Origin of the sequence: Pseudomonas sp. GM79, from assembly GCF_000282495.1 — a bacterium.
GTDB lineage: Bacteria > Pseudomonadota > Gammaproteobacteria > Pseudomonadales > Pseudomonadaceae > Aquipseudomonas.
Map to the genome: position 1 here is coordinate 32,907 of NZ_AKJE01000041.1, position 21,554 is coordinate 54,460.

20 protein-coding genes are annotated in these 21,554 nt (G+C 60.4%); 16 read left to right on the top strand and 4 right to left on the bottom strand.

From position 1 onward, the window contains the following. The first annotated feature begins 5 nt into the window (after positions 1 to 5). From PMI36_RS16610 to PMI36_RS16555, 13 genes are all read left to right on the top strand, one after another. Positions 6 to 1,388 carry a cobyrinate a,c-diamide synthase gene (locus PMI36_RS16610; protein WP_008071514.1) on the top strand — a complete coding sequence of 461 codons (1,383 nt, stop codon included), beginning with the start codon at positions 6 to 8 and terminating at the stop codon, positions 1,386 to 1,388. Then, positions 1,385 to 2,035, top strand: a complete 651-nt coding sequence (gene bluB / locus PMI36_RS16605; RefSeq protein ID WP_008071515.1) for a 5,6-dimethylbenzimidazole synthase — start codon at positions 1,385 to 1,387, stop codon at positions 2,033 to 2,035. Before PMI36_RS16610 ends, bluB begins: the two co-directional genes overlap by 4 nt. Beyond that, complete coding sequence (gene cbiB, locus PMI36_RS16600; protein ID WP_008071516.1) at positions 2,032 to 2,940, top strand: adenosylcobinamide-phosphate synthase CbiB; 909 nt, start codon at positions 2,032 to 2,034, stop codon at positions 2,938 to 2,940. The genes bluB and cbiB overlap by 4 nt, the downstream gene beginning before the upstream one ends. Further along, positions 2,933 to 3,925, top strand: a complete 993-nt coding sequence (gene cobD, locus PMI36_RS16595) for a threonine-phosphate decarboxylase CobD (RefSeq protein ID WP_008071517.1) — start codon at positions 2,933 to 2,935, stop codon at positions 3,923 to 3,925. Before cbiB ends, cobD begins: the two co-directional genes overlap by 8 nt. Further along, on the top strand, positions 3,922 to 5,373 hold the full coding sequence (locus PMI36_RS16590; RefSeq protein ID WP_008071519.1) for a cobyric acid synthase: 1,452 nt from the start codon (positions 3,922 to 3,924) through the stop codon (positions 5,371 to 5,373). The genes cobD and PMI36_RS16590 overlap by 4 nt, the downstream gene beginning before the upstream one ends. A 151-nt stretch (positions 5,374 to 5,524) precedes the next feature. Further along, positions 5,525 to 6,058 carry a bifunctional adenosylcobinamide kinase/adenosylcobinamide-phosphate guanylyltransferase gene (gene cobU / locus PMI36_RS16585; protein WP_008071521.1) on the top strand — a complete coding sequence of 178 codons (534 nt, stop codon included), beginning with the start codon at positions 5,525 to 5,527 and terminating at the stop codon, positions 6,056 to 6,058. Beyond that, positions 6,055 to 7,110 carry a nicotinate-nucleotide--dimethylbenzimidazole phosphoribosyltransferase gene (cobT, locus tag PMI36_RS16580; protein ID WP_008071523.1) on the top strand — a complete coding sequence of 352 codons (1,056 nt, stop codon included), beginning with the start codon at positions 6,055 to 6,057 and terminating at the stop codon, positions 7,108 to 7,110. The genes cobU and cobT overlap by 4 nt, the downstream gene beginning before the upstream one ends. After that, entirely contained in the window at positions 7,107 to 7,682 is a 576-nt protein-coding gene (cobC, locus tag PMI36_RS16575) for an alpha-ribazole phosphatase family protein (protein ID WP_008071525.1), read from the top strand. Before cobT ends, cobC begins: the two co-directional genes overlap by 4 nt. Positions 7,683 to 7,684: 2 nt before the next feature. Next, a complete protein-coding gene (locus PMI36_RS16570; protein ID WP_008071536.1) occupies positions 7,685 to 8,416 on the top strand; it encodes an adenosylcobinamide-GDP ribazoletransferase in 732 nt (243 codons plus the stop codon). Between the two features lie 152 nt (positions 8,417 to 8,568). Further along, positions 8,569 to 8,973 carry a MarR family winged helix-turn-helix transcriptional regulator gene (locus PMI36_RS16565; RefSeq protein ID WP_008071538.1) on the top strand — a complete coding sequence of 135 codons (405 nt, stop codon included), beginning with the start codon at positions 8,569 to 8,571 and terminating at the stop codon, positions 8,971 to 8,973. Positions 8,974 to 9,025: 52 nt separating this feature from the next. Further along, positions 9,026 to 10,234, top strand: coding sequence for an MFS transporter (locus PMI36_RS16560; RefSeq protein ID WP_008013905.1), 1,209 nt, complete (start codon positions 9,026 to 9,028; stop codon positions 10,232 to 10,234). Next, a complete protein-coding gene (locus tag PMI36_RS32250) occupies positions 10,231 to 10,353 on the top strand; it encodes a hypothetical protein (protein WP_008071541.1) in 123 nt (40 codons plus the stop codon). The genes PMI36_RS16560 and PMI36_RS32250 overlap by 4 nt, the downstream gene beginning before the upstream one ends. A gap of 56 nt (positions 10,354 to 10,409) precedes the next feature. Then, positions 10,410 to 10,961, top strand: a complete 552-nt coding sequence (locus tag PMI36_RS16555; protein ID WP_008071543.1) for a glutathione peroxidase — start codon at positions 10,410 to 10,412, stop codon at positions 10,959 to 10,961. Between the two features lie 83 nt (positions 10,962 to 11,044). On the opposite strand, the gene PMI36_RS16550 is transcribed toward PMI36_RS16555, so the two are convergent. From PMI36_RS16550 to PMI36_RS16540, 3 genes are all read right to left on the bottom strand, one after another. Further along, the gene (locus tag PMI36_RS16550) at positions 11,045 to 12,313 is read right to left on the bottom strand and encodes an OmpP1/FadL family transporter (RefSeq protein WP_008071545.1); all 1,269 of its coding nucleotides are present in this window, start codon (positions 12,311 to 12,313) and stop codon (positions 11,045 to 11,047) included. Between the two features lie 146 nt (positions 12,314 to 12,459). Next, a complete protein-coding gene (locus PMI36_RS16545; RefSeq protein ID WP_007898914.1) occupies positions 12,460 to 12,942 on the bottom strand; it encodes a hypothetical protein in 483 nt (160 codons plus the stop codon). Positions 12,943 to 13,216: 274 nt separating this feature from the next. Next, positions 13,217 to 13,441, bottom strand: coding sequence for a hypothetical protein (locus PMI36_RS16540; RefSeq protein ID WP_007898912.1), 225 nt, complete (start codon positions 13,439 to 13,441; stop codon positions 13,217 to 13,219). A 981-nt stretch (positions 13,442 to 14,422) separates the two neighbouring features. Here PMI36_RS16540 and PMI36_RS16535 point away from each other — a divergent pair. Together PMI36_RS16535 and rmuC are read left to right on the top strand one after the other, a co-directional pair. Then, a complete protein-coding gene (locus PMI36_RS16535; protein ID WP_081499260.1) occupies positions 14,423 to 14,746 on the top strand; it encodes a hypothetical protein in 324 nt (107 codons plus the stop codon). Positions 14,747 to 14,921: 175 nt separating this feature from the next. Continuing rightward, on the top strand, positions 14,922 to 16,286 hold the full coding sequence (rmuC, locus tag PMI36_RS16530; RefSeq protein WP_162830921.1) for a DNA recombination protein RmuC: 1,365 nt from the start codon (positions 14,922 to 14,924) through the stop codon (positions 16,284 to 16,286). A 141-nt stretch (positions 16,287 to 16,427) separates the two neighbouring features. On the opposite strand, the gene PMI36_RS16525 is transcribed toward rmuC, so the two are convergent. Next, the gene (locus PMI36_RS16525) at positions 16,428 to 19,898 is read right to left on the bottom strand and encodes a hybrid sensor histidine kinase/response regulator (protein WP_008071550.1); all 3,471 of its coding nucleotides are present in this window, start codon (positions 19,896 to 19,898) and stop codon (positions 16,428 to 16,430) included. Positions 19,899 to 20,311: 413 nt separating this feature from the next. On the opposite strand from PMI36_RS16525, the gene PMI36_RS16520 reads away from it, so the two are divergent. Next, positions 20,312 to 21,463 carry a TDT family transporter gene (locus PMI36_RS16520; RefSeq protein ID WP_008071551.1) on the top strand — a complete coding sequence of 384 codons (1,152 nt, stop codon included), beginning with the start codon at positions 20,312 to 20,314 and terminating at the stop codon, positions 21,461 to 21,463. The last annotated feature ends 91 nt before the right edge of the window (positions 21,464 to 21,554 follow it).

The window sequence follows — 21,554 nt, forward strand, 5'->3', positions numbered from 1 at the left end:
ACTTTATGAATAGCCATCGTCAATGCCCGGCGGTACTGATCGCCGCACCGGCCTCCGGTCAGGGCAAGACCACCGTCACCGCCGCGCTTGCCCGTTTGCATCGCAATCGGGGGCGCAAGGTTCGCGTGTTCAAATGCGGCCCGGATTTTCTCGACCCGATGATTCTCGAGCGCGCCAGCGGTGCACCGGTCTATCAACTCGACATGTGGATGGTCGGCGAGCAAGAAAGTCGGCGTCTATTGTGGGAGGCCGCTGGCGAAGCCGATCTGATCCTCATCGAAGGCGTCATGGGGCTGTTCGACGGTACGCCGTCCAGCGCCGATCTGGCGCGGCACTTCGGTGTGCCGGTGCTCGGCGTGATCGACGGCACCGCGATGGCGCAGACGTTTGGCGCGCTGGCCCTGGGTCTTGCACGCTATCAGCCGGATTTGCCTTTTGCCGGTGTGCTGGCCAACCGGGTCGGCACCGTGCGCCATGCGCAGTTGCTCGAAGGCAGCCTGACTGAAGGCTTGCGCTGGTATGGCGCGCTGTCCCGGGAGACCGGCATCGAATTGCCAAGTCGGCATCTCGGCCTGGTTCAGGCCAGCGAATTGAACGATCTCGACCTGCGTCTCGATGCAGCGGCCGAGTCACTGGCCAGCAGTTGCGATGTGGCGCTGCCGCCAGCCGTGGAATTCGCCGCGCCTGAAATGATCGCAGCCGAACCGTTGCTGGCCGGTGTTCGGATTGCCGTGGCCCGGGACGAAGCTTTCGCGTTTACCTACGGCGCGAGCCTGGATCTGCTGCGGGCCATGGGCGCCGAATTGACTTTCTTTTCGCCGATCCGCGACAGCGAGTTACCTGAGGCAGACAGCCTCTATCTGCCGGGCGGCTACCCCGAATTGCACCATGTAGCGTTGTCGCAAAACACGCCGATGCTGACCGCGATCCGCGCTCACCACGCGGCGGGCAAACCGTTGCTGGCCGAGTGTGGCGGCATGCTGTATCTGCTGGATTCCTTGACCGATGTCGAGGGCACTCGCGCTGAACTGGTTGGCTTGCTGGCCGGTGAGGCGGTGATGCAGAAGCGTCTTGCCGCGTTGGCCTTGCAGGCGGTCGAATTGCCGGAAGGTTCGCTGCGTGGGCACACCTATCACCACTCGCTGACCAGCACCGGGCTTGAGCCGATTGCTCGAGGTTTGAGCCCCAATGGCGGGCGAGGGGCGGAGGCGGTTTATCGTGAGGGGCGGATGACGGCTTCTTATGTGCACTTTTATTTTCCGTCCAATCCATCGGCGATTGCTGCGTTGTTTGTGCCTGACCTTGAGGACGCCATCGCGAGCAAGCCCGCTCCCACAGGGGAATGCAATTCAAATGTGGGAGCGGGCTTGCTCGCGAAGAGACCATGACGAACAACACATTTTCCGAAGCCGAACGCGCAGCCGTTTACCGAGCCATCGCCGAGCGCCGCGACATGCGGCACTTCAGCGGCGGCACGGTCGAACCCGAGTTACTGAGGCGTCTGCTCGAAGCCGCGCACCAAGCGCCGAGTGTCGGCCTGATGCAACCCTGGCGTTTCATCCGCATCAGCGATCGGGCATTGCGCGGCAAGATCCAACAGCTGGTGGAAGACGAACGCATCCGCACCGCCGAAGCCCTCGGCGAGCGCTCCGACGAATTCATGAAGCTCAAGGTCGAAGGCATCAACGACTGCGCCGAGGTACTGGTTGCCGCGCTGATGGACGATCGTGAACGGCACATTTTCGGCCGTCGTACGCTGCCGGAAATGGATATGGCCTCGCTGTCCTGCGCCATCCAGAACCTTTGGCTGGCGTCCCGCGCCGAAGGCCTGGGCATGGGCTGGGTGTCGCTGTTCGAGCCACAAGCCCTGGCGGACTTGTTGGGCTTACCGGCCGGGGCCAAGCCTTTGGCTGTTCTTTGCCTGGGGCCGGTCAAGGAATTCTATCCGGCGCCGATGCTGGTACTTGAAGGCTGGGCGCAGGCGCGTCCACTCAGCGAATTGCTGTATGAAAATTATTGGGGAGTGAGTCAATGAGTGTGGCGTTGTTGAGTGTCGCCGCGGTCGCGCTGGATGCGCTGCTGGGTGAACCCAAACGCTGGCATCCGCTGGTGGCGTTCGGTCGTTTTGCCGATCGCATCGAGCAACGTTTCAACTCCGGTGGCCGCGGCTGGCGCAGTCACGGGGTTACGGCCTGGGTGATGGCGGTCGTGCCGCTGACCTTGTTGGCCACCGCACTTTCCTGGGCGCCTTACGTTGGCTGGATTGTCGAGATTCTCTTGCTCTATTGTGCCCTCGGCATGCGCAGTCTCGGCGAGCACGTCGAGCCGGTGGCCAAGGCCCTGCGCGGCGATGATCTGATCGAGGCGCGCAAACGTGTTGGTTATCTGGTCAGCCGTCAGACCAGCGAACTGGATGAAACCGAAGTCGCCCGCGCCGCCACCGAGTCGGTGCTGGAGAACGGCAGTGATGCGGTATTCGCCGCGCTGTTCTGGTTTGCCGTGGCGGGTGCGCCCGGCGTGGTGCTCTATCGCCTGAGCAACACCCTCGATGCGATGTGGGGTTATCGCAACGATCGCTTCGAACGTTTCGGTTGGGCCGCGGCGAAGATCGATGATGTTCTGAACTACATTCCTGCACGCCTGGTGGCGTTGACCTACGCGCTGCTGGGTAAAACCCGACTGGCGCTGAAGTGCTGGCGTACCCAGGGCCCGACCTGGGACAGCCCGAATGCCGGGCCGGTGATGGCGGCCGGTGCTGGCGCGCTGGGTGTCGAGTTGGGCGGGGCGGCGATTTATCACGGTGAACTGCATCAGCGTCCGCAATTGGGCGAAGGCGTGCCGGCGGATGCCGATTCCATCGACCGTGGCTGGCAATTGGTCCAGCGCGGGGTATGGTTATGGCTGCTGATTCTCTGCGTGGGGGCTGAATTCTATGCTTGAACACGGTGGCCGCTTGCGCAAGGCGGCGCTTGAATACGGCATTGCCGAAGCCGATTGGCTCGACCTGTCCAGTGGCCTGGCGCCTTGGCCATTCCCGGTCCCGGACATCCCGCTGCGGGCCTGGGCGCGGCTGCCGGAAACCGATGACGGTCTGGAGCAGGCTGCCTGCGACTATTACGGTGCGGCTCAGGTGTTGCCGGTGGCCGGGTCGCAAATGGCGATTCAATTGCTGCCGCGTTTGCGCCGGGCCGGCAAGGTCGGCGTGCTGTCGCCGTGTTACGCCGAACACGCCGAAGCCTGGCGTCGCAACGGGTACATCGTGCGTGAAGTGCTGGAGTCGGAAGTCGATTTCTTTCTCGACAGTCTCGACGTGCTGGTGGTGGTCAACCCGAACAATCCCACCGGGTTGAGCCTGACTCCGGCTCGCCTGCTGGATTGGCATGCGCGGCTGGCCCAGCGCGGAGGCTGGCTGGTGGTGGACGAGGCGTTCATGGACAACACCCCGCATTTGAGTCTGGCGCCGTTTGCCAATCAGATCGGTTTGATCGTGCTGCGCTCCTTCGGCAAATTCTTCGGCCTGGCCGGTGTGCGACTGGGGTTTGTGCTGGCCGAGCGCAAGTTGCTCAAGCTGCTGGCCGAACAGGTCGGGCCTTGGGCGGTAAGCGGTCCGACCCGAGTGCTGGGTCAGGCGTGCCTGACGGATACGGACGGGCACACCCGACAGCGCATTCGTACTGACGAGGCCGGCGAGCGTCTGGCGTTGCTGCTTGAGCAGTACGGTTTCAAACCTCAGGGCGGCTGCGCATTGTTCCAATGGCTGATCACCGAGTGCGCCGAAGCGCTGCATGAATTCATGGCCCGGCGCGGCATTCTGCTGCGGTTGTTCACCCACAACAGCAGCGTGCGGTTTGGCTTGCCGGCGGATGAGGCGGATTGGTCACGCCTCGAACAAGCCCTGCAAACCTATGCCAAGGAAAACCCATGACAACGTTGATGGTGCAGGGCACCACGTCCGACGCCGGTAAAAGCACGCTGGTGACGGCGCTGTGTCGCTGGGTCACGCGCCAGGGCGTGAGTGTCGTGCCGTTCAAGCCGCAGAACATGGCTCTCAATAGCGCGGTGACTGCTGACGGTGGCGAGATCGGTCGCGCTCAAGCGGTGCAGGCCCAGGCCGCCAACCTTGAACCGCACACCGACATGAACCCGGTGCTGCTCAAACCCAATAGCGATACCGGCGCCCAAGTGATCATTCATGGTCGCGCGGTCACGACGATGAACGCGGTTGCCTATCACGACTACAAAGCCATCGCCATGCAAGCGGTGCTGGCCTCCCATGAGCGTTTGAGTGCGGCGTATCCGGTGGTGATGGTCGAAGGGGCGGGGTCGCCGGCAGAGATCAACCTGCGGGCCGGCGACATCGCCAACATGGGGTTTGCCGAGGCGGTGGACTGCCCGGTCGTGCTGATTGCCGACATCAATCGCGGTGGAGTTTTCGCGCATTTGGTCGGTACGCTGGAGCTGCTGTCCCCCAGCGAACAGGCGCGGGTCAAAGGCTTCATCATCAACCGGTTTCGCGGCGACATCGCCTTGCTGCAACCAGGCCTCGACTGGCTGGAAGAGCGCACTGGCAAACCGGTGATCGGCGTTTTGCCTTATGTGATGGACCTGCATCTTGAGGCCGAGGACGGTCTCGATCAGCGTCAGACCGACAAGGCCGATCAAGTATTGAAAGTGGTGGTGCCGGTACTGCCGCGTATCAGCAACCACACCGATTTCGATCCGCTGCGCCTGCATCCGCAAGTGGACCTGCAATTCATCGGCCCCGGTCAGGCGATTCCGCCGGCCGACCTGATCATTCTTCCCGGCTCGAAAAGCGTGCGCAGCGACCTTGCGTACCTGCGGGCCAACGGTTGGGACACGGCGATCTCGCGGCACTTGCGCTACGGCGGAAAAGTGCTGGGGATCTGCGGCGGTCTGCAAATGCTCGGCGAGCAGGTGCACGACCCGCTGGGCCTCGAAGGCGCGCCGGGTTCCAGTGCTGGCTTGGGCCTGCTGGCGTTCGAAACGCAGCTCGAAGAAGAAAAGCAGTTGCGCAATGTGCGTGGGCGCTTGGCACTGGAAAATGCGCAGGTCAGTGGCTATGAAATTCATGCCGGCGTGACCACCGGGGCGGCGCTGGAAATTGCCGCCGTGCAGCTCGACGATGGTCGCTGCGATGGCGCGCAAAGTGTTGATGGGCAGATATTCGGCACGTACTTGCATGGGCTGTTCGAGTCACCGGCGGCGTGCAGTGCGCTGTTGCGCTGGGCCGGGTTGCAGGATGTGCAGGAGGTCGATTACCACGCTTTGCGCGAGCGCGATATCGAACGGTTGGCGGATCTGGTGGAGAAGCATCTGGATACTTCGCTGTTGCGTGAGCTCTGCGGTTTTTAGAGTGAATGTGCTGGCCTCTTCGCGAGCAAGCCCGCTCCCACATTGTATGTGAGGTGTTACGCCACTTTGTGACCAATACAATTCCCCCTGTGGGAGCGGGCTTGCTCGCGAAGACTGAAGTGGCCTCACCGCACATTTTAAGGAATAAACCATGCTGCAACTGATCCTCGGCGGCGCCCGCTCCGGCAAAAGCCGTCTGGCTGAAAAACTGGCGACAGACAGTCAGCTCCAAGTCACTTATATAGCCACCTACATCGCCACCAGCCAATCTCATGACGGTGAAATGAACGAACGGGTGGCCCATCACCGCGCCCGTCGTCCGGCCGAATGGGCATTGATCGAAGAACCGCTGGAACTGGCCCGCGTGCTGCGCGAAAGCGCCAGTGCCGATCGTTGCTTGCTGGTGGATTGCCTGACGCTGTGGCTGACCAATCTGCTGATGCTCGACGATGCCGAGCGCTTGTCGGCCGAGCGCGAAGCCCTGCTGGACTGCCTGGCGTCATTGCCGGGTGAAATCATTTTTGTCAGCAACGAGACCGGGATGGGTGTCGTGCCGTTGGGCGAATTGACTCGCCGCTATGTCGATGAAGCCGGTTGGCTGCATCAAGCCTTGGCCGAGTGCTGTCAGCGAGTCGTCCTGACCGTTGCCGGCCTGCCCCTGACTTTGAAAGGAACTGCGTTATGACTCACGCCTGGTGGCTGAACCCGTGCAAGCCCATCGACGCGCAAGCGGTCGAACAGGCGCAGGCGCGTCAACAGCAACTGACCAAACCCGCGGGCTCACTCGGCCGGCTCGAATCGGTGGCGGTGCAACTGGCCGGGTTGCAGGGGCAGGTCAAACCGACGCTCGATCAGCTGTGGATTGCGATTTTTGCCGGTGACCATGGTGTGGTTGCTGAAGGCGTGTCGGCATTTCCGCAGGAAGTCACCGGGCAGATGCTGCTCAACTTTGTCAGCGGTGGCGCGGCGATCAGCGTGTTGGCGCGGCAGTTGGGGGCTTCCCTGGAAGTGGTCGACCTCGGCACCGTGACGCCGTCGTTGAACCTGCCGGGTGTGCGTCACCTGAACATCGGCCCGGGCACGGCGAATTTCGTTCAGGGGCCGGCGATGACTCAGGCCCAGGGTGAACTCGCCTTGCAGGCCGGCCGCGACAGTGTGCAGCGCGCCATCGCAGCCGGCGCGCAGTTGTTCATCGGTGGCGAAATGGGCATCGGCAACACCACTGCGGCCAGCGCGTTGGCCTGTGCGTTGCTCGATTGCCCGGTGGTGCATCTGGCTGGCCCGGGCACCGGATTGAACGCGGCGGGTGTCAGCCATAAAGCCCAAGTCATTGAACGTGCCTTGGCGTTGCATGGCGCTCAGCGTAGCGATGCGCTGCAAACTTTGTTCAACCTCGGCGGTTTCGAAATCGCTGCGCTGGTCGGCGCGTACCTGGCCTGTGCTCAGGAAGGTGTCGCGGTGTTGGTCGACGGGTTTATTTGCAGTGTCGCTGCGCTGGTGGCGGTGCGTTTGAATCCGGCCTGCCGTGAGTGGTTGCTGTTCGGTCATCGCGGCGCCGAGCCAGGCCATCGCCATGTGCTCGAAACCCTGAACGCCGAACCGTTGCTGGACCTTGGCCTGCGACTGGGCGAGGGCAGTGGTGCGGCGTTGGCCGTGCCATTGTTGCGTCTGGCCTGCGACCTGCACGGGCAGATGGCGACGTTCGCCGAAGCCGCAGTGGCGGATCGCCCGGCATGACCTTGCGCCTGGACCTGTTGCGCCATGGCGAAACCGAACTCGGCGGCGGTTTACGCGGCAGCCTCGACGATGCGCTGACCGGCAAGGGTTGGGCGCAGATGCGCGCCGCGGTGATCGAGCAGGGGCCCTGGGATCGACTGGTCAGTTCGCCGTTGCAGCGTTGCGCACGCTTTGCGGACGAGCTTGGGGTGCAACTGGGGTTGCCAGTGCAGCTGGATAAGGACCTGCAAGAGCTGCACTTCGGCGCCTGGGAAGGGCAGAGCGCGGCGGCGCTGATGGAGACCAGCGCCGAGGCGTTGGGCTTGTTCTGGGCCGATCCTTATTCGTTCACGCCGCCCGAGGGTGAGCCGGTTGCGGACTTTTCAGCGCGGGTGTTGGCGGCCATCGAACGGCTGCACACGGCCTATGCGGGTGAGCGAATCTTGCTGATCAGCCATGGCGGCGTCATGCGTTTGTTGCTGGCTCAAGCGCGCGGATTGCCGCGTGAGCAGTTGCTCAACGTTGAAGTTGGCCACGGTGCGTTGTTCTCGTTGTCGGTCGAACCCGGCGTCTTGTTAAGGGAAGCGATCTGACCATGTTGCCGTTCTGGATCGCCCTGCAATTTTTGAGCAGCCTGCCGATTCGTTTGCCGGGTATGCCGACGCCCGAGGAATTGGGCCGGTCGCTGCTGTTTTATCCGCTGGTCGGTTTGCTGTTCGGCGCCATTCTGTGGGGGCTGAACTGGCTATTGCTGGGCGCGCCATTATTGCTTCACGCCGCACTGCTGCTGAGTGTTTGGGTCGTGCTCAGCGGGGCATTGCACCTGGATGGCCTGGCCGATAGCGCCGATGCGTGGCTCGGGGGTTACGGCGACCGTGAACGCACCTTGACCATCATGAAAGACCCGCGCAGCGGGCCTATCGCGGTGGTGACGCTAATCTTGGTATTGCTGCTCAAGTTTGCCGCGTTGCTGGCGTTGATCGAGCAGCAGCACAGTGTGATCCTGATCATCGTTCCATTGATTAGCCGCAGCGCGTTACTGGGCTTATTCCTCTCCACACCTTACGTGCGTCCCGGTGGGCTGGGGCAGGCGCTGGCCGATCATCTGCCGCGTTTGGCCGGCAAACAGGTGTTGGCGATCAGTGCTTTGGCCTGTGTGCTGATGGCTGGCTTCAGCGCCGTATGGGCGCTTGCACTGGCGGCAGCGATGTTTGTCTGGTTGCGGCAAGTGATGGTGCGACGATTGGGCGGGACGACGGGCGATACCGCGGGGGCGTTGCTGGAATTGCTGGAAGTGGCGGTGCTGGTGGGGCTTGCACTGCTCTGAACCCCTGTAGGAGCGAGGCTTGCCCGCGAAGGCGAAGTGTCAGTCGATATCAATGTTGGCTGTGCCGCCGCCTTCGCGGGCAAGCCTCGCTCCTATGGGTAATATGTATCAAAAAATTTGCATTCATTTAACCGCGGGTATATACACGCACTATGCTTCCTTCTCAATGTTTGTGCACTAACCTGCGTCGCGCCGCTCGTGGCGTCAGCAGGCACTACGACGGCGCCCTCGACGGCTTCGGGATCAACGTTGCCCAGTATTCTCTGCTGTGCAATCTGCAGCGTCTGGATCAGCCGAGCATCTCGTCTCTGGCCGAGGCCATGGGCCTGGATCGCAGCACCTTGGGGCGCAATCTGCGGGTGCTGGAGGGCGAAGGTCTGGTGACACTGATCGAGGGTGAGGACATGCGCAATCGCATCGTCCTGCTCACCGAGACAGGGCGCGAACGCCTGGCGGCGGCGTTGCCAGCCTGGGAAGCGGCGCAGCAGCGGTTGATCGACCGTCTGGGTGCCGAGAAGCGTGAAACCTTGCTGAAACTGCTGGACGAACTGGCTTGAGGCCAGTTTGTTCGATCTTAAGCGGGTATATACCCGCTACCGGAGAACAACAATGACATCGATGTGGCGTACATGCGGTTGGGTGCTGTTGGGGAGTGCGCTGATTCTGGCGTTGTCCTTGGGGGTGCGACACGGTTTCGGGCTGTTTCTGGCGCCTATGAGTGCCGAGTTCGGCTGGGGCCGCGAGGTGTTTGCCTTCGCCATTGCTTTGCAGAACCTGATCTGGGGCCTGGCGCAGCCATTCACCGGCGCACTGGCCGACCGCTTTGGCGCTGCGAAGGTGGTGTTGATCGGTGGTGTTCTGTACGCCCTGGGTCTGGTGTTCATGGGGCTGTCCGATTCGGCGGTGACCTTGTCCTTGAGCGCCGGGCTGTTGATTGGCATCGGCCTGTCGGGCACCTCGTTCTCGGTGATCCTCGGCGTGGTCGGCCGTGCCGTGCCACCGGAAAAACGCAGCATGGGCATGGGCATCGCCAGCGCCGCCGGTTCTTTCGGTCAATTCGCCATGTTGCCCGGCACGCTGGGGTTGATCGGCTGGCTTGGCTGGTCTGCGGCATTGCTGGTGTTGGGCCTGGTGGTGGCGCTGATCGTGCCGCTGGTGAGCATGCTCAAGGACAAGCCGCTGCCGGTTCTCGGACACGAGCAAACCCTCTCTGAAGCGCTGCGCGAAGCCTGTTCCCATTCAGGATTCTGGCTGTTGGCGTTCGGTTTTTTTGTCTGCGGTTTTCAGGTGGTGTTCATCGGCGTGCACTTGCCGGCTTATCTGGTGGACCAGCACTTGCCAGCCTCCGTCGGCACCACGGTGCTGGCGCTGATCGGTCTGTTCAATATTTTCGGCACCTACACCGCTGGCTGGCTCGGCGGGCGGATGTCCAAGCCGCGCTTGCTCACCGGTTTGTATCTATTGCGGGCGGTGGTGATTGTGCTGTTCCTCTGGGCGCCGGTCACTCAGGTCACGGCTTATCTGTTCGGCATGGCCATGGGGTTTCTCTGGTTGTCGACGGTGCCCTTGACCAATGGCACGGTGGCGACCTTGTTCGGTGTACGAAATTTGTCCATGCTCGGTGGGATCGTTTTCCTCTTCCATCAGCTCGGCTCGTTCCTCGGCGGCTGGTTGGGTGGGGTGGTGTATGACCGAACCGGGAGTTATGACTTGATCTGGCAAGTGGCGATTCTCTTGAGTCTGGTGGCCGCAGCTCTGAACTGGCCGGTGCGCGAGCAGCCGGTGGCGCGTCTGCAAACCCGGATGAGTGCTGCATGAACAGTCTCTGGCCGCAGATGGCTGCTATCGGCGTCGGGATATTGTTGCTGGCCCTGGCATGGTGGGGCTGGCATCAGGGTGGCCTGGCATTGATGCAGCTGGGCATGGGTGCTTGCTAGCGAGCGGCGAAGGCGAGTAATTTCGTTTTCTGACGATTGTTCAAGGATGCACCGACATGCTGATGCGTTGGCTTGCAGTTCCCGCATTGTTGATGGCTTTTACCGGGCTGGCCCAGGCGGCAGAATGCCCGGAGTTGCTACAAGGCTCTTTGCCCAAGCTGCGCGCCAAGGAATCCATCGATCTGTGCCAGCGCTTCGCCGGTAAGCCGCTGGTGGTGGTCAATACCGCGAGCTTCTGTGGCTTCGCTCCGCAATTCAAAGGCCTTGAGGCGCTGTATCAGCGTTACAAGGATCAAGGGCTTGAAGTGGTTGGTGTGCCGTCCAATGACTTCAAGCAGGAGTCCAAGGATGGCGCAGAGACTGCCAAGGTTTGTTACGTGAACTACGGCGTGACTTTCACCATGACCGAGCCGCAGAAAGTCCGCGGCGATGACGCAACGCATTTGTTCAAGGTTCTCGCTGAACAAAGCGGTTCGCCGAAGTGGAATTTCTACAAGTACGTGGTCGATCGCCAAGGTAAGGTGATCGCCAATTTCTCCAGCCTGACCAAGCCGGATAATCCTGAGTTCATCGAGGCGGTGGAGAAAGCCCTCGCATCGAAACCCTGATCGACACGCACTAAAAAGCCCCGCCTCTGTACAAGAGCGCGGGGCTTTTTCAATTCAGGCGGCGAGGGAGTCGCCGTGAATCATCAGAAACGGTATGTCGCGCCAACACCGAAACCGTTCGCATAGTTTTCATACTCTGCGCTGTAGTTCTGACGGCCGTTGCTGTTGTTGACCTTGACCGACTCTTCGCGCAGGTACGAGTACGCTACGTCGATGGTCAGGTCGTCGGTCGGGCTCCAACCAGCGCCAAGGCTGAAAATCTTGCGATCGCCAGTCGGAATGCGTGGGGACCGGTTTTCGTTATTGGTCGGTGCCTGGTCAACGGACAGGCCGGTACGCAGAACCCATTGTTTGTTCAACTGGTACGAAGCGCCGATGGCGTGCGCCCAGGTGTCGTGCCAGTTCTGCTCTTCGGTGATGGTACCGAACTGGCCATTGAGGAGGGCCGGAACGCCTTTGTTTTCGACGGTGATTTCTTTCAGGCGGCTCCAGCGAGTCCAGGTGCTACCTGCGTAGAGCGTCCACTGGTCATCCAGTTGATGAGTGACCGAGAAGTCGACCGATTCAGGCGTGGTGATGTCCAGCGACGCATCGTACTTCTGGTTCGGGTTCTGACCAACGGCACCGAGGAGGTTGTAATTGACCTTGGTGTCGCCTTCGAGCTTGTACTTCACTTTCGAGTGGTAAGTCAGGCCGACGCGCGTGCTGTTGGTGGCTTGAACCAGCACGCCGATGTTGTAACCCAGCGCGGTGTCGTCACCCTCGATCTTGACCTTGCCGTCCGGCGCGGCCTGAGTGATCGACAGGTTCGATTCCAGAGTGCCGGAAATGTGGTTGATGGTCGGACCAAAACCGATCGACACCTTGTCGTTGAAGGCGTAGCTGACGGTTGGCTGGAGAGTCACGATTTTGACTTCGCTCTTGCTGCCGAAGTATTTGCCGGCGAAGCCGTTCTCGTAGTCGGTCACCAGGCCGAATGGAGCGTAGACGCCGAAACCGAATGCCCACTGGTCATCGATTGGCTTTACGTAGTAGCCCATGGGCACGCCCATGAAAGGGACCATGTCACCTTTGTTGGTGCCACTATTCGGGCTGGAGCTCGCATCACTGATATCAGCGTGTGCGTCGATAAATGCAACACCACCGCTCACTTGTTCGCGCTTGAGGCGAGACATGCCGGCAGGGTTACCAAAAACTGTAGATGCGTCGTCGGCAGATGAAGATCGCCCGGCAAAACCTGTCCCCATCCCGCTGATGCTTTGTTCGTTGAGCGCGAAGCCACTTGCGAAGAGTTGGGTGGATGCCATGGCAACGGCGAGGCTAATGGTGGTTTTGAGCATTACTTTTTTCATTATTAGAATTCCTGGTGATCACCGGGGCGGAAATTACCAAGATTTTCGTCTGGGCGCTATAGCCTGTAACGCTTGAGTTAGAGCGGTTTTGTAGGACAATCCGACCAAAATCGCTACCTGTTGTGCGATTTTCGGAAATGGGTGGCTTAGCAGGCGACCTGATTCAACGATGAAACACAGGTTTGCCACGCGTAGGTGAAATCTCGCAGACGACCTTGGGGCTGGAAAGTCTGGCGCCAGATTCGGGCCATTCCCAACAAGTCATCGGAGGCGGGGAGGGGAGTGTTCTGTTCTTCTACCAGCAGCCAGGCAATGGCGGTGGCGTAACGCAGGTTGACGGTCAATTCCAGATGCGGCCCGCTGAGAAAAGCATGCTGGCTGGCAAGGCCGCGGACCAGGCTTGCCCGATCCGGGTCCAGGGCCAGATAGTGATCCCACAGGGCCTGGTGGCGGGGTTCGGTGATTCGGTACAGGCCGTGTCCACGGCGGTCATGCAGGGCTGAACCAAGGGCTGACTGACTGGCGGCGATGCCCAGTAGCAGGGATTCGGCAGTTGCGCTATGGCGTCCGAGGTAGATCAACGTCGGACGGATCACATAACGACACAGTTCGCTGGCAGCGATTCCCATAAAGCCCTCGAAACAGGAAGTGGTCGGCGATACCTGAAGGGCCTTGGCAGCAGTTGGATCGATTCAGGCTCGCCGCAAGCGGATCAAGCCGCTTGAGTTGAAGTGTAGTGTCATTATTTCGCTGTAAAGGACTGTTTTTAAAATATTTCCAGCTTCGAGTTATAACCGTTATATCGGTTGGTGCTTAGCCGCAGGTTACGAAATGAGAAACATCGGGCAATAAAAAGCCCCGCTTTTCAGCAGGGCTTTTTAGGTTTTCAGCTTTTCTGGCGTCTCAGGCAACCAGTGCCTGGCGAGTACGCTCGATCACAGCCTGCAGCGGTTCTGCGCTGGAGTATTGATCAGGGTACAGGCGTTCGCTATGACGAGCGATGCCGTGTTCGTTGACCAGAGTGAAGCTGAAGCAGCCTTTGCGAGCGGCCATAATCAGGCAGTTCATTGGAGCAAAAGCGTTGGTTAGGGTGCGAATGGCATCCTGAGTGTGGATTTGAGTGGACATAATTGGTGTTCCTACAAGCGACACGGATAAGAACCGTGCAAAGTTAAAACGTTCCAGTGACGACGACCACCATTGGTCGAACGAAGAACCCGACTGGAACAAAGCAGCCAGTTTGAAGCGCTGATAAATTGGCGCGCTTGGGCTGGCAGGTAGGTACTTAGGAGGGCAGGCAACACATCAAGGGCAAAGGTTCTGGGCCCGGGGTGAAGATCCTGATCAATTTGCAGGCTGGTTCGGTCAGAGTAAGTGAGCTTGGCAACACCCTTTGCTTTCGATTCAAAGGCTGTGTTTGCGCAAGATTTACCTGGAAACCATCGAGGTGGTCGATCCCGTTTTGTCGGTGGAGGCTTCTCTTAGGGAAGGCTGACCGGGGGATTTGTTCGACCAGAATTGACTTTCAGCTTGGTACTAACGCCGCGGATACTAACGGATTGAGCTGTGGAAGGGAAGTCTGTTTGAAAAAAAGCGCTGAAGTGCCTGTCGGCAAGTCTCGATTGAGCGGTCAAAGAGCAGGCCAGTGCCCCGCAATAGCCCAGAACCCGACCGTTGATCCGAGAGAACGAGCGAGTCAGGATCGACCGGCGGCAAGGGTTGCTCGGGTTTATCCCCAGACGCTACCGAAAAGCGCGCCGAAAAAGCGCATCGATATAACCGCCTCACAGGTACTTGTGCACATAAATTGCGCGAACTGTCATCCCACTGTCATCCTTGCCTCAACGGGAGTGGGTGCCTGTAATGAAAATTTAAGTCAATGAAAAACATCGCTTTTTTTTACTGGTGAAAAAATCGTCAGTTTGACTGCGAGCCCCACGCCACACGGCTTTGCGCGAGTTGAAAGGCGGTTGTCCACTGAGTTATCCACAGCTTCTGTGGATTGTCCCAAGCGCTTGCTCTAGGACGGGCGTGCAGGCTTTTTTCGACTTTACCTGTACGAAAAAAAGAGTAGAGTGGCGCGCCTTCCGATCTGCCCTACAGTGCTTTATGAAGTTTCGCTCAGTACCAATCTCTGCTGCTTCCACCCCCCTCAGTGTTACCCCACCCAAGCGCTTTTCGATGCGCGTGGCCGAGTGGCTACTCGACAGCCCGCGCCTGGGCGAAAACTCCAACATCAAACACTTCGCCGGACGCTTGCTTAAGCAGCCTGCCCGTGAAGGCGTGGTGGCCGCGCAAAGCCGTCTCGGCCTGCTAATGTGCCGCGAATGCGGTAACGCCCGGGATCGGCGCATTGGCCAGGAGCTCCTGCGTCAGGCCGCGCGTGCGGGCGACCGACGTGCGCAACAGGAACTGGGCCTGAGCGAAGACTGAGCTGTCCAAGACCTGACGCCTTGGTTAACCTTCACGCTTTATCGAATCGGCAGGAGTGGCTATGGCGATGGACTTGACCAGCGCATTGCTGGGGCTGGCTGGCGCTGGGTTGCCGTTACTGGTACTGGCCTGGCAACTTCAGCGTCGGGCGAGTGCGGGGCAGGCCGAGCTGGCAATACTGGAAGAGCGCCTTGCCATTGCCCAACTGACGCAGGACGGCTTGAATGCCCAGCTTGATACTTGCCGTGATGAAATCGCTGACCTGAGCCAGGCCAATGCCGCCAAACAAGCGGATCTGGCCGCGGTGCGCCGTGAAGTCGAACTGCTGCAGATCGAACGCGACGACGCCCGCGACGCATCTCACGCCTGGAACATCGAACGCGCCGGCAAAGAGGCTGAGTTGCGTCGCCTCGACGCTCAGGCCGCCTCCCTCAATGCCGAGCTGCGTGAGCAGCAGGAAAGCCATCAGCAGCGTCTCAACGACCTTCAAGGCTCGCGAGACGAGCTGCGCGCGCAATTCGCCGAGCTGGCGGGCAAGATCTTCGACGAGCGTGAGCAGCGTTTTGCCGAAACCAGTCAGCAGCGTTTGGGGCAGTTGCTCGATCCGTTGAAGGAGCGCATTCAGTCGTTCGAAAAGCGCGTTGAGGAAAGCTATCAAGCCGAAGCCCGCGAGCGTTTTTCCCTGGCCAAGGAACTGGAGCGGCTGCAACAGCTGAACCTGCGCCTGAGCGATGAAGCCACCAACCTGACGCGCGCCTTGAAAGGGCAGAAAACCCAAGGCAACTGGGGCGAACTGATTCTCGAGCGGGTGCTTGAGCACGCGGGTCTGGAGAAGGGGCGTGAGTATCAGACCCAGGTCAATCTCAAGGGGCCGGACGGTGAGCGTTTCCAGCCGGATGTGATTATTTACCTGCCCGGCGACAAGCAGGTCGTGGTCGATTCCAAGGTCAGCCTCACGGCCTATCAGCAATACGTGGCGGCCGAGGATGATGCCATCGGCCAGATCGCCATCAAGCAGCATGTGCTGTCCCTGCGCACTCACGTCAAAGGCTTGGCCGGCAAGGACTACAAGCGGCTCGACGGCTTGCACAGCCTGGATTTCGTTCTGCTTTTCGTCCCGATCGAAGCGGCGTTTTCTGCGGCGTTGCAGGCTGAGCCGACGCTGTTTCAGGAGGCATTCGACCGCAATATCGTGATCGTCAGCCCGACCACGTTGCTGGCCACTTTGCGGGTCATCGACAGTCTGTGGAAGCAGGAACGCCAGAGCCAGAACGCCCGGGAAATCGCCGAGCGCGCCGGTTGGCTGTACGACAAGTTCGTGTTGTTCATTCAGGATCTGGATGAAGTCGGCAATCGCCTGCAGCAACTGGACAAGGCCTACAGCTCTGCACGCAATAAGCTGACAGAAGGCCGCGGCAACCTGGTCAGCCGCAGCGAGCAGCTCAAGTTGCTCGGAGCGCGGGCCAGCAAGAGCTTGCCGGCGGACCTGCTGGAGCGAGCGATGACGGATGTCGATGGCTTGGCCGAACTGCCGGAGTAGCCGAAAAGCTTCGCGAGCAAGCCCGCTCCCACAGGGGTTTGTGGTGTTCACTCTATTTGTGCAACAACACCAATCCACTGTGGGAGCGGGCTTGCTCGCGAAGGCGTCAATCGCCCCACTGCAGGGTTCAAACCTGCCGCATTACAACGGCAAATGCCGACTCAACAACGCCCGCAACGCCGCCGGTTTCACCGGTTTGGCCAGGTAATCCAGGCCAGCTGCATGCACCTGGGCCACCGTCTCCGGCCGTCCATCGGCACTGATCACTACCCCTGGCACCGGCTCGCCCAGTTGCGTGCGCAACCAGGCCATCAACTCGGTCCCGGTTTCGCCATCGTCCAGGTGGTAATCCACCAGCGCCAGTTGCGGGCGCATCCCATCGCCGAGCAGCGTTGCGCATTCCTCACGGTTGCGCGCGGTCCAGACCTGGCAACCCCAGCGCGTCAGCAAACTGTTCATGCCGATCAAAATGCTGTCTTCGTTATCGATACACAGCACCTGCGCGCCGCTTAGCAAATGGCCATTAAGTTCGGCCACTTTGGCCGGCGTCGCGGCTTGTACCCGAGCCAGCGGTACGCTGACACTGAACACACTGCCGCGACCCGGCCAGGAACGCACGCGCAAGGTGTGACCCAGCACGCGACACAGCCCATCGGCAATCGCCAGGCCTAGGCCCAGACCTTTCTCGGCCCGGGTCTGGTGGCTGTCGAGGCGTTTGAATTCTTCGAAAATCACCTGCAGTTTGTCTTCTGGAATACCCGGTCCACGGTCCCAGACCTCAAGGCATAGCTCGCCGTTGCGCCGCCGAACACCGAGCAGCACCGGCCCTTTGGCGTAGCGGAAGGCGTTGGTCAGGAAGTTCTGCAAAATCCGTCGCAGCAGTTTGATGTCGCTATCGACCCGCAGCGCGCTGCCCCTGACGCGAAATTTCAGCCCCTGTTCCTGCGCCAGAGCCTTGAACTCGGCGCCTAGCGTATGGAATAAATCATTGAGCTCGAAGGGCTTGCGATCAGGGTTGATCTTGCCGTTTTCCAGGCGGGAAATGTCCAGCAGGTCGCTGATCAGGTCCTCGGCCGAGCGCAGTGAACTGTCCAGGTGATGAACCAGTTTCCGGGCTTCACTGGATAGGTTTTCCTCCTGGTGGGAGAGGGCGGCAGAGAACAGTCGCGCAGCGTTCAGCGGTTGCATCAAGTCATGGCTGACGGCGGCCAGGAAACGGGTTTTCGACTGGTTCGCCGATTCGGCGGTGCCCTTGGCTTCGGTCAGGGCAACGTTGAGTTGCGACAGTTCGTGGGTCCGTTCGATGACCCGTTGCTCGAGGCCTTCGTTCGCTTCGGTCAGCGCTTGCTCGGCCTCGCGGAACGCGGTGATGTCGGTGAAACTCATGACGAAACCGCCGCCGGGCATCGGGTTACCGATCAGCTCGATCACTCGACCATTGGGGAACAACCGTTCGGAGGTATGAGCCCGGCCCTGACGCATCCAGTGCAAGCGGCGGGCGACATGCACTTGCGCTTCGCCGGGGCCGCACAGGCCGCGTTCGGCGTTGTAGCGAATGATGTCGGCAATCGGCCGGCCCACGCTGATCAAACCGTCGGGGTAGTTGAACAGCTCAAGGTAGCGCCGGTTCCAGGCCACCAGTTTCAACGACTGGTCGACCACGCTGATGCCCTGGGTGATGTTCTCGATGGCGCCTTGCAGCAAGGCTCGGTTGAACTGCAGCACCTCCGAAGTTTCGTCGGCGATCCGCACCACGTCCTCGAGCTGCATTTCCCGACCTTCGATGGCGGCTTTTACCACTGCCCGGGTCGAAGATGCGCCGAGTACACCGGCTAGCAAGCGTTCGGTATGGGCGATCCATTCACCGTCCGCGTTCTGGGTCGGGCTGAAGCCTTTGCCCTGACGGTAGGCGAAACGGATGAAACTCTGACGAGCGCGTTCTTCGCCGACAAAACGGGCAGCCAGTTGCAGCAAGTCGTTGATTTGTACTGCCAGCATTGAGCGGGCGTTGGGTCGCGCGCTGATTTCCTGGCCGATGAAGCGGCCGGCCTGCCAGTGCTCCGAAACCCGCGTGCGCGACAGCACCGAGACCCAGGCGAACAGGGTGAAGTTGCCCGCCAGGGACAGCACCACGCCTTGAGTCAGCGGCGTGATCGGCAGGTTCAACGGGTTGCCTTGCAGCCATGCCAGCCCCGGAAAACTGCTCAGGGGCAGGCCGAGACTCTTGGCGGCGATCGGCAACACCAGGGTGTAGAACCAGAGGAACGTCCCAGTGGCTAGCCCCGCGAACACCCCTCGACGGTTAGCCTGTTTCCAGTACAGCGCGCCGAGCATGGCCGGGGCCAGTTGGGTCACGGCGGCGAAGGCGATCTGGCCGATGGTCGCCAGGCTCGCGGTGGAGCCCAGCAGTCGATAACTGACGTAGGCCAACAGCAGAATGACCACGATGCTCACCCGGCGCACCGAAAGCATCCACTGGCGGAATACTTCGAACGGCCGCTCGGCGTTGTTACGCCGCAGTAACCACGGCAGCAGCATGTCGTTGGAAAGCATGGTCGACAGCGCCACGCTGGCCACGATCACCATACCGGTCGCCGCCGAAGCACCGCCGATAAACGCCAGCATCGCCAAGGCAGGGTGAGATTCGGCCAGAGGCAGGCTGATGACGAATGAGTCCGGCAGTACCGAACTGGGCAGCATCATCTGACCGGCCAGTGCGATCGGCACGACAAACAGCGCCGCCAGCGCCAGATAGGCCGGGAACACCCACTTGGCCAGGCGTAGATCCTGAGGATCGATGTTTTCCACCACGGTTACATGGAACTGCCGGGGCAGGCAGATGATCGCCATCATCGCCACGCCGGTTTGCACCACCATGGACGGCCAGTTGATGGTTTCTTTCCAGTACGCCTCGAGGCGCGGGGCGAGCATGGCCTGGTCGAACAGGTCGTCGAAACCGTCGTACAGGCCGTAGGTCACGAACGCGCCGACTGCGAGAAAAGCGAACAGCTTGACCAGCGACTCAAAAGCAATCGCCAGCACCATGCCGCGGTGGTGTTCTGTGGCGTCGAGGTTGCGGGTACCAAAAACGATGGTGAACAGTGCCAGCACCAACGACACGATCAGCGCCGTGTCTTGCGCGCGTGTGCCCATGGCGTCAGCACCGGCGCCAATCAGCAAGTTCACGCCCAGCACGATGCCCTTGAGCTGCAAAGCGATGTAGGGCAATACGCCGACCAGGCAGATCAGCGCCACCACCACCGCCAGCGACTGGGATTTGCCGTAGCGGGCGGCGATGAAGTCGGCGATGGAGGTGATGTTCTCCTGCTTGCTGATCATCACCATTTTTTGCAGGACCCACGGCGCGCACACCAGCAGCAGGATCGGCCCGAGATAGATCGGCAGGAATGACCAGAGTTGCTCGGCCGCCTGGCCCACGGCACCAAAGAATGTCCAACTGGTGCAATAAACGGCCAGCGACAGGCTGTACACCCAGGCACGCATCCGTGGCGGCAACGGTGTGCTGCGCCGGTCACCGTAAAAGGCGATAGCGAACAGGATGGCCATATAGGCCAGGGCGACGGTGGCGATCAGCCCGATGGACAGCGACATGGGAACTCCAGACAAAAAGACCTCCGGGACTCCGCCCGGTCAGGACAGTCTCGCATGACCGCTTGAGTTAGTCAGTGTCGACCAAGGTCGTGACGTGGCGGGGTGTCGCAGGTTGGGAGTCAGTTCGATTTTTGGTGTGTTTGGGGGCCTCTTCGCGAGCAAGCCCGCTCCCACACTCGATCGTCAGTGAACACAAAATATGTGGGCACCCTCAATCCAGTGTGGGGCGGGGTTGTTCGCGAAGGCGGGTGTTACTCACTCAATGCAATATCGATCAACCAATGCACTCCGTCAAAGTCTGCGTCTGATTATGTATCTGTAAAATAGATAACAGTTATAGATATTGCCAGTTATATCGATATTCGATTCGGATCTATCATGAGCTCCACCTCACGAGAGGACAGGAGTTCACCATGACCTGCACCCATAGCGTTAAACCCGGTATCAAACCGCTCAGTCATTTGCAGCACCCTCGAGAAGCCATCCGCCAATTCACCCCCAACTGGTTCGCGGCGACCATGGGCACGGGTGTATTGGCGCTCGCGCTTGCGCAATTGCCGGTGGCGAATCGCGGTCTGCATGCGTTTGCCGAAGGCCTGTGGCTGTTCAATATTGTTCTGTTTGTTATGTTCACGGCCATGTATGCCGCGCGTTGGGTCATGTTCTTCGACGAGGCGCGGCGGATTTTCGGGCACTCCACGGTTTCGATGTTTTTCGGCACCATTCCCATGGGCCTTGCGACCCTCATCAATGGTCTTCTGTTGTTCGGTTTGCCGCGCTGGGGTGACGGTGTGATTCATCTCGCCCAAGTGCTGTGGTGGCTGGACGTGGCGATGTCGCTGGCCTGTGGCGTATTGATTCCCTACATGATGTTCACCCGTCAGGAGCACAGCATCGACCAGATGACCGCAGTCTGGCTGTTACCGGTGGTGGCGGCGGAAGTGGCGGCGGCCAGCGGCGGGTTGCTGGCGCCGCATCTGGCCGATGCTCATTCACAACTGGTGGTGCTGGTGACCAGCTACGTGCTGTGGGCCTTTTCCCTGCCGGTGGCGTTCAGCATTCTGACTATCCTGTTGCTGCGTATGGCGTTGCATAAATTGCCCCACGAAAACATGGCCGCCTCAAGCTGGCTGGCCCTTGGGCCGATTGGCACCGGTGCGCTGGGCATGTTGCTGTTGGGGGCCGACGCGCCAGCGATCTTTGCCGCCAACGGTTTACCGGGTATCGGCGAGATCGCCGCAGGGCTTGGCTTGGTGGCCGGCATCACGCTGTGGGGCTTCGGGCTCTGGTGGATGCTGATTGCGCTGTTGATCACCGTGCGTTACTTGCGCGCCGGTATCCCGTTCAACCTCGGCTGGTGGGGCTTCACTTTCCCGTTGGGCGTCTATTCTTTGGCGACGTTGAACCTGGCGAGCACGTTGCACCTGACGTTTTTCAGTGTCTTTGGCTGTGTACTGGTGGCGTTGCTGGCGGTGATGTGGCTGATTGTTGCCAAACGCACGGTGCAGGGCGCATGGCGAGGTGAGTTGTTTGTTTCGCCGTGCATTGCAGGATTAAACAAATAACCGGCAAAGATTGGGTAATCTGTGGCCTGGATCGACGTTCGACATTCCAATAACAATTGTCACGCCGCTTTTTCATCCAGCATCAGCTACC

What these genes read in the sequence shown, in the direction of transcription:
- PMI36_RS16540 (WP_007898912.1), bottom strand. Translation starts at nt 13,441, where the DNA reads ATGTCCACTCAAATCCACACTCAGGATGCCATTCGCACCCTAACCAAC.
- cbiB (WP_008071516.1), top strand. Translation starts at nt 2,032, where the DNA reads ATGAGTGTGGCGTTGTTGAGTGTCGCCGCGGTCGCGCTGGATGCGCTG.
- PMI36_RS16565 (WP_008071538.1), top strand. Translation starts at nt 8,569, where the DNA reads ATGCTTCCTTCTCAATGTTTGTGCACTAACCTGCGTCGCGCCGCTCGT.
- PMI36_RS16520 (WP_008071551.1), top strand. Translation starts at nt 20,312, where the DNA reads ATGACCTGCACCCATAGCGTTAAACCCGGTATCAAACCGCTCAGTCAT.
- PMI36_RS32250 (WP_008071541.1), top strand. Translation starts at nt 10,231, where the DNA reads ATGAACAGTCTCTGGCCGCAGATGGCTGCTATCGGCGTCGGGATATTG.
- cobD (WP_008071517.1), top strand. Translation starts at nt 2,933, where the DNA reads ATGCTTGAACACGGTGGCCGCTTGCGCAAGGCGGCGCTTGAATACGGC.
- PMI36_RS16535 (WP_081499260.1), top strand. Translation starts at nt 14,423, where the DNA reads ATGAAGTTTCGCTCAGTACCAATCTCTGCTGCTTCCACCCCCCTCAGT.
- cobC (WP_008071525.1), top strand. Translation starts at nt 7,107, where the DNA reads ATGACCTTGCGCCTGGACCTGTTGCGCCATGGCGAAACCGAACTCGGC.
- PMI36_RS16560 (WP_008013905.1), top strand. Translation starts at nt 9,026, where the DNA reads ATGACATCGATGTGGCGTACATGCGGTTGGGTGCTGTTGGGGAGTGCG.
- PMI36_RS16550 (WP_008071545.1), bottom strand. Translation starts at nt 12,313, where the DNA reads ATGAAAAAAGTAATGCTCAAAACCACCATTAGCCTCGCCGTTGCCATG.
- PMI36_RS16590 (WP_008071519.1), top strand. Translation starts at nt 3,922, where the DNA reads ATGACAACGTTGATGGTGCAGGGCACCACGTCCGACGCCGGTAAAAGC.
- PMI36_RS16570 (WP_008071536.1), top strand. Translation starts at nt 7,685, where the DNA reads ATGTTGCCGTTCTGGATCGCCCTGCAATTTTTGAGCAGCCTGCCGATT.
- cobT (WP_008071523.1), top strand. Translation starts at nt 6,055, where the DNA reads ATGACTCACGCCTGGTGGCTGAACCCGTGCAAGCCCATCGACGCGCAA.
- PMI36_RS16545 (WP_007898914.1), bottom strand. Translation starts at nt 12,942, where the DNA reads ATGGGAATCGCTGCCAGCGAACTGTGTCGTTATGTGATCCGTCCGACG.
- bluB (WP_008071515.1), top strand. Translation starts at nt 1,385, where the DNA reads ATGACGAACAACACATTTTCCGAAGCCGAACGCGCAGCCGTTTACCGA.
- PMI36_RS16525 (WP_008071550.1), bottom strand. Translation starts at nt 19,898, where the DNA reads ATGTCGCTGTCCATCGGGCTGATCGCCACCGTCGCCCTGGCCTATATG.
- cobU (WP_008071521.1), top strand. Translation starts at nt 5,525, where the DNA reads ATGCTGCAACTGATCCTCGGCGGCGCCCGCTCCGGCAAAAGCCGTCTG.
- PMI36_RS16555 (WP_008071543.1), top strand. Translation starts at nt 10,410, where the DNA reads ATGCTGATGCGTTGGCTTGCAGTTCCCGCATTGTTGATGGCTTTTACC.
- PMI36_RS16610 (WP_008071514.1), top strand. Translation starts at nt 6, where the DNA reads ATGAATAGCCATCGTCAATGCCCGGCGGTACTGATCGCCGCACCGGCC.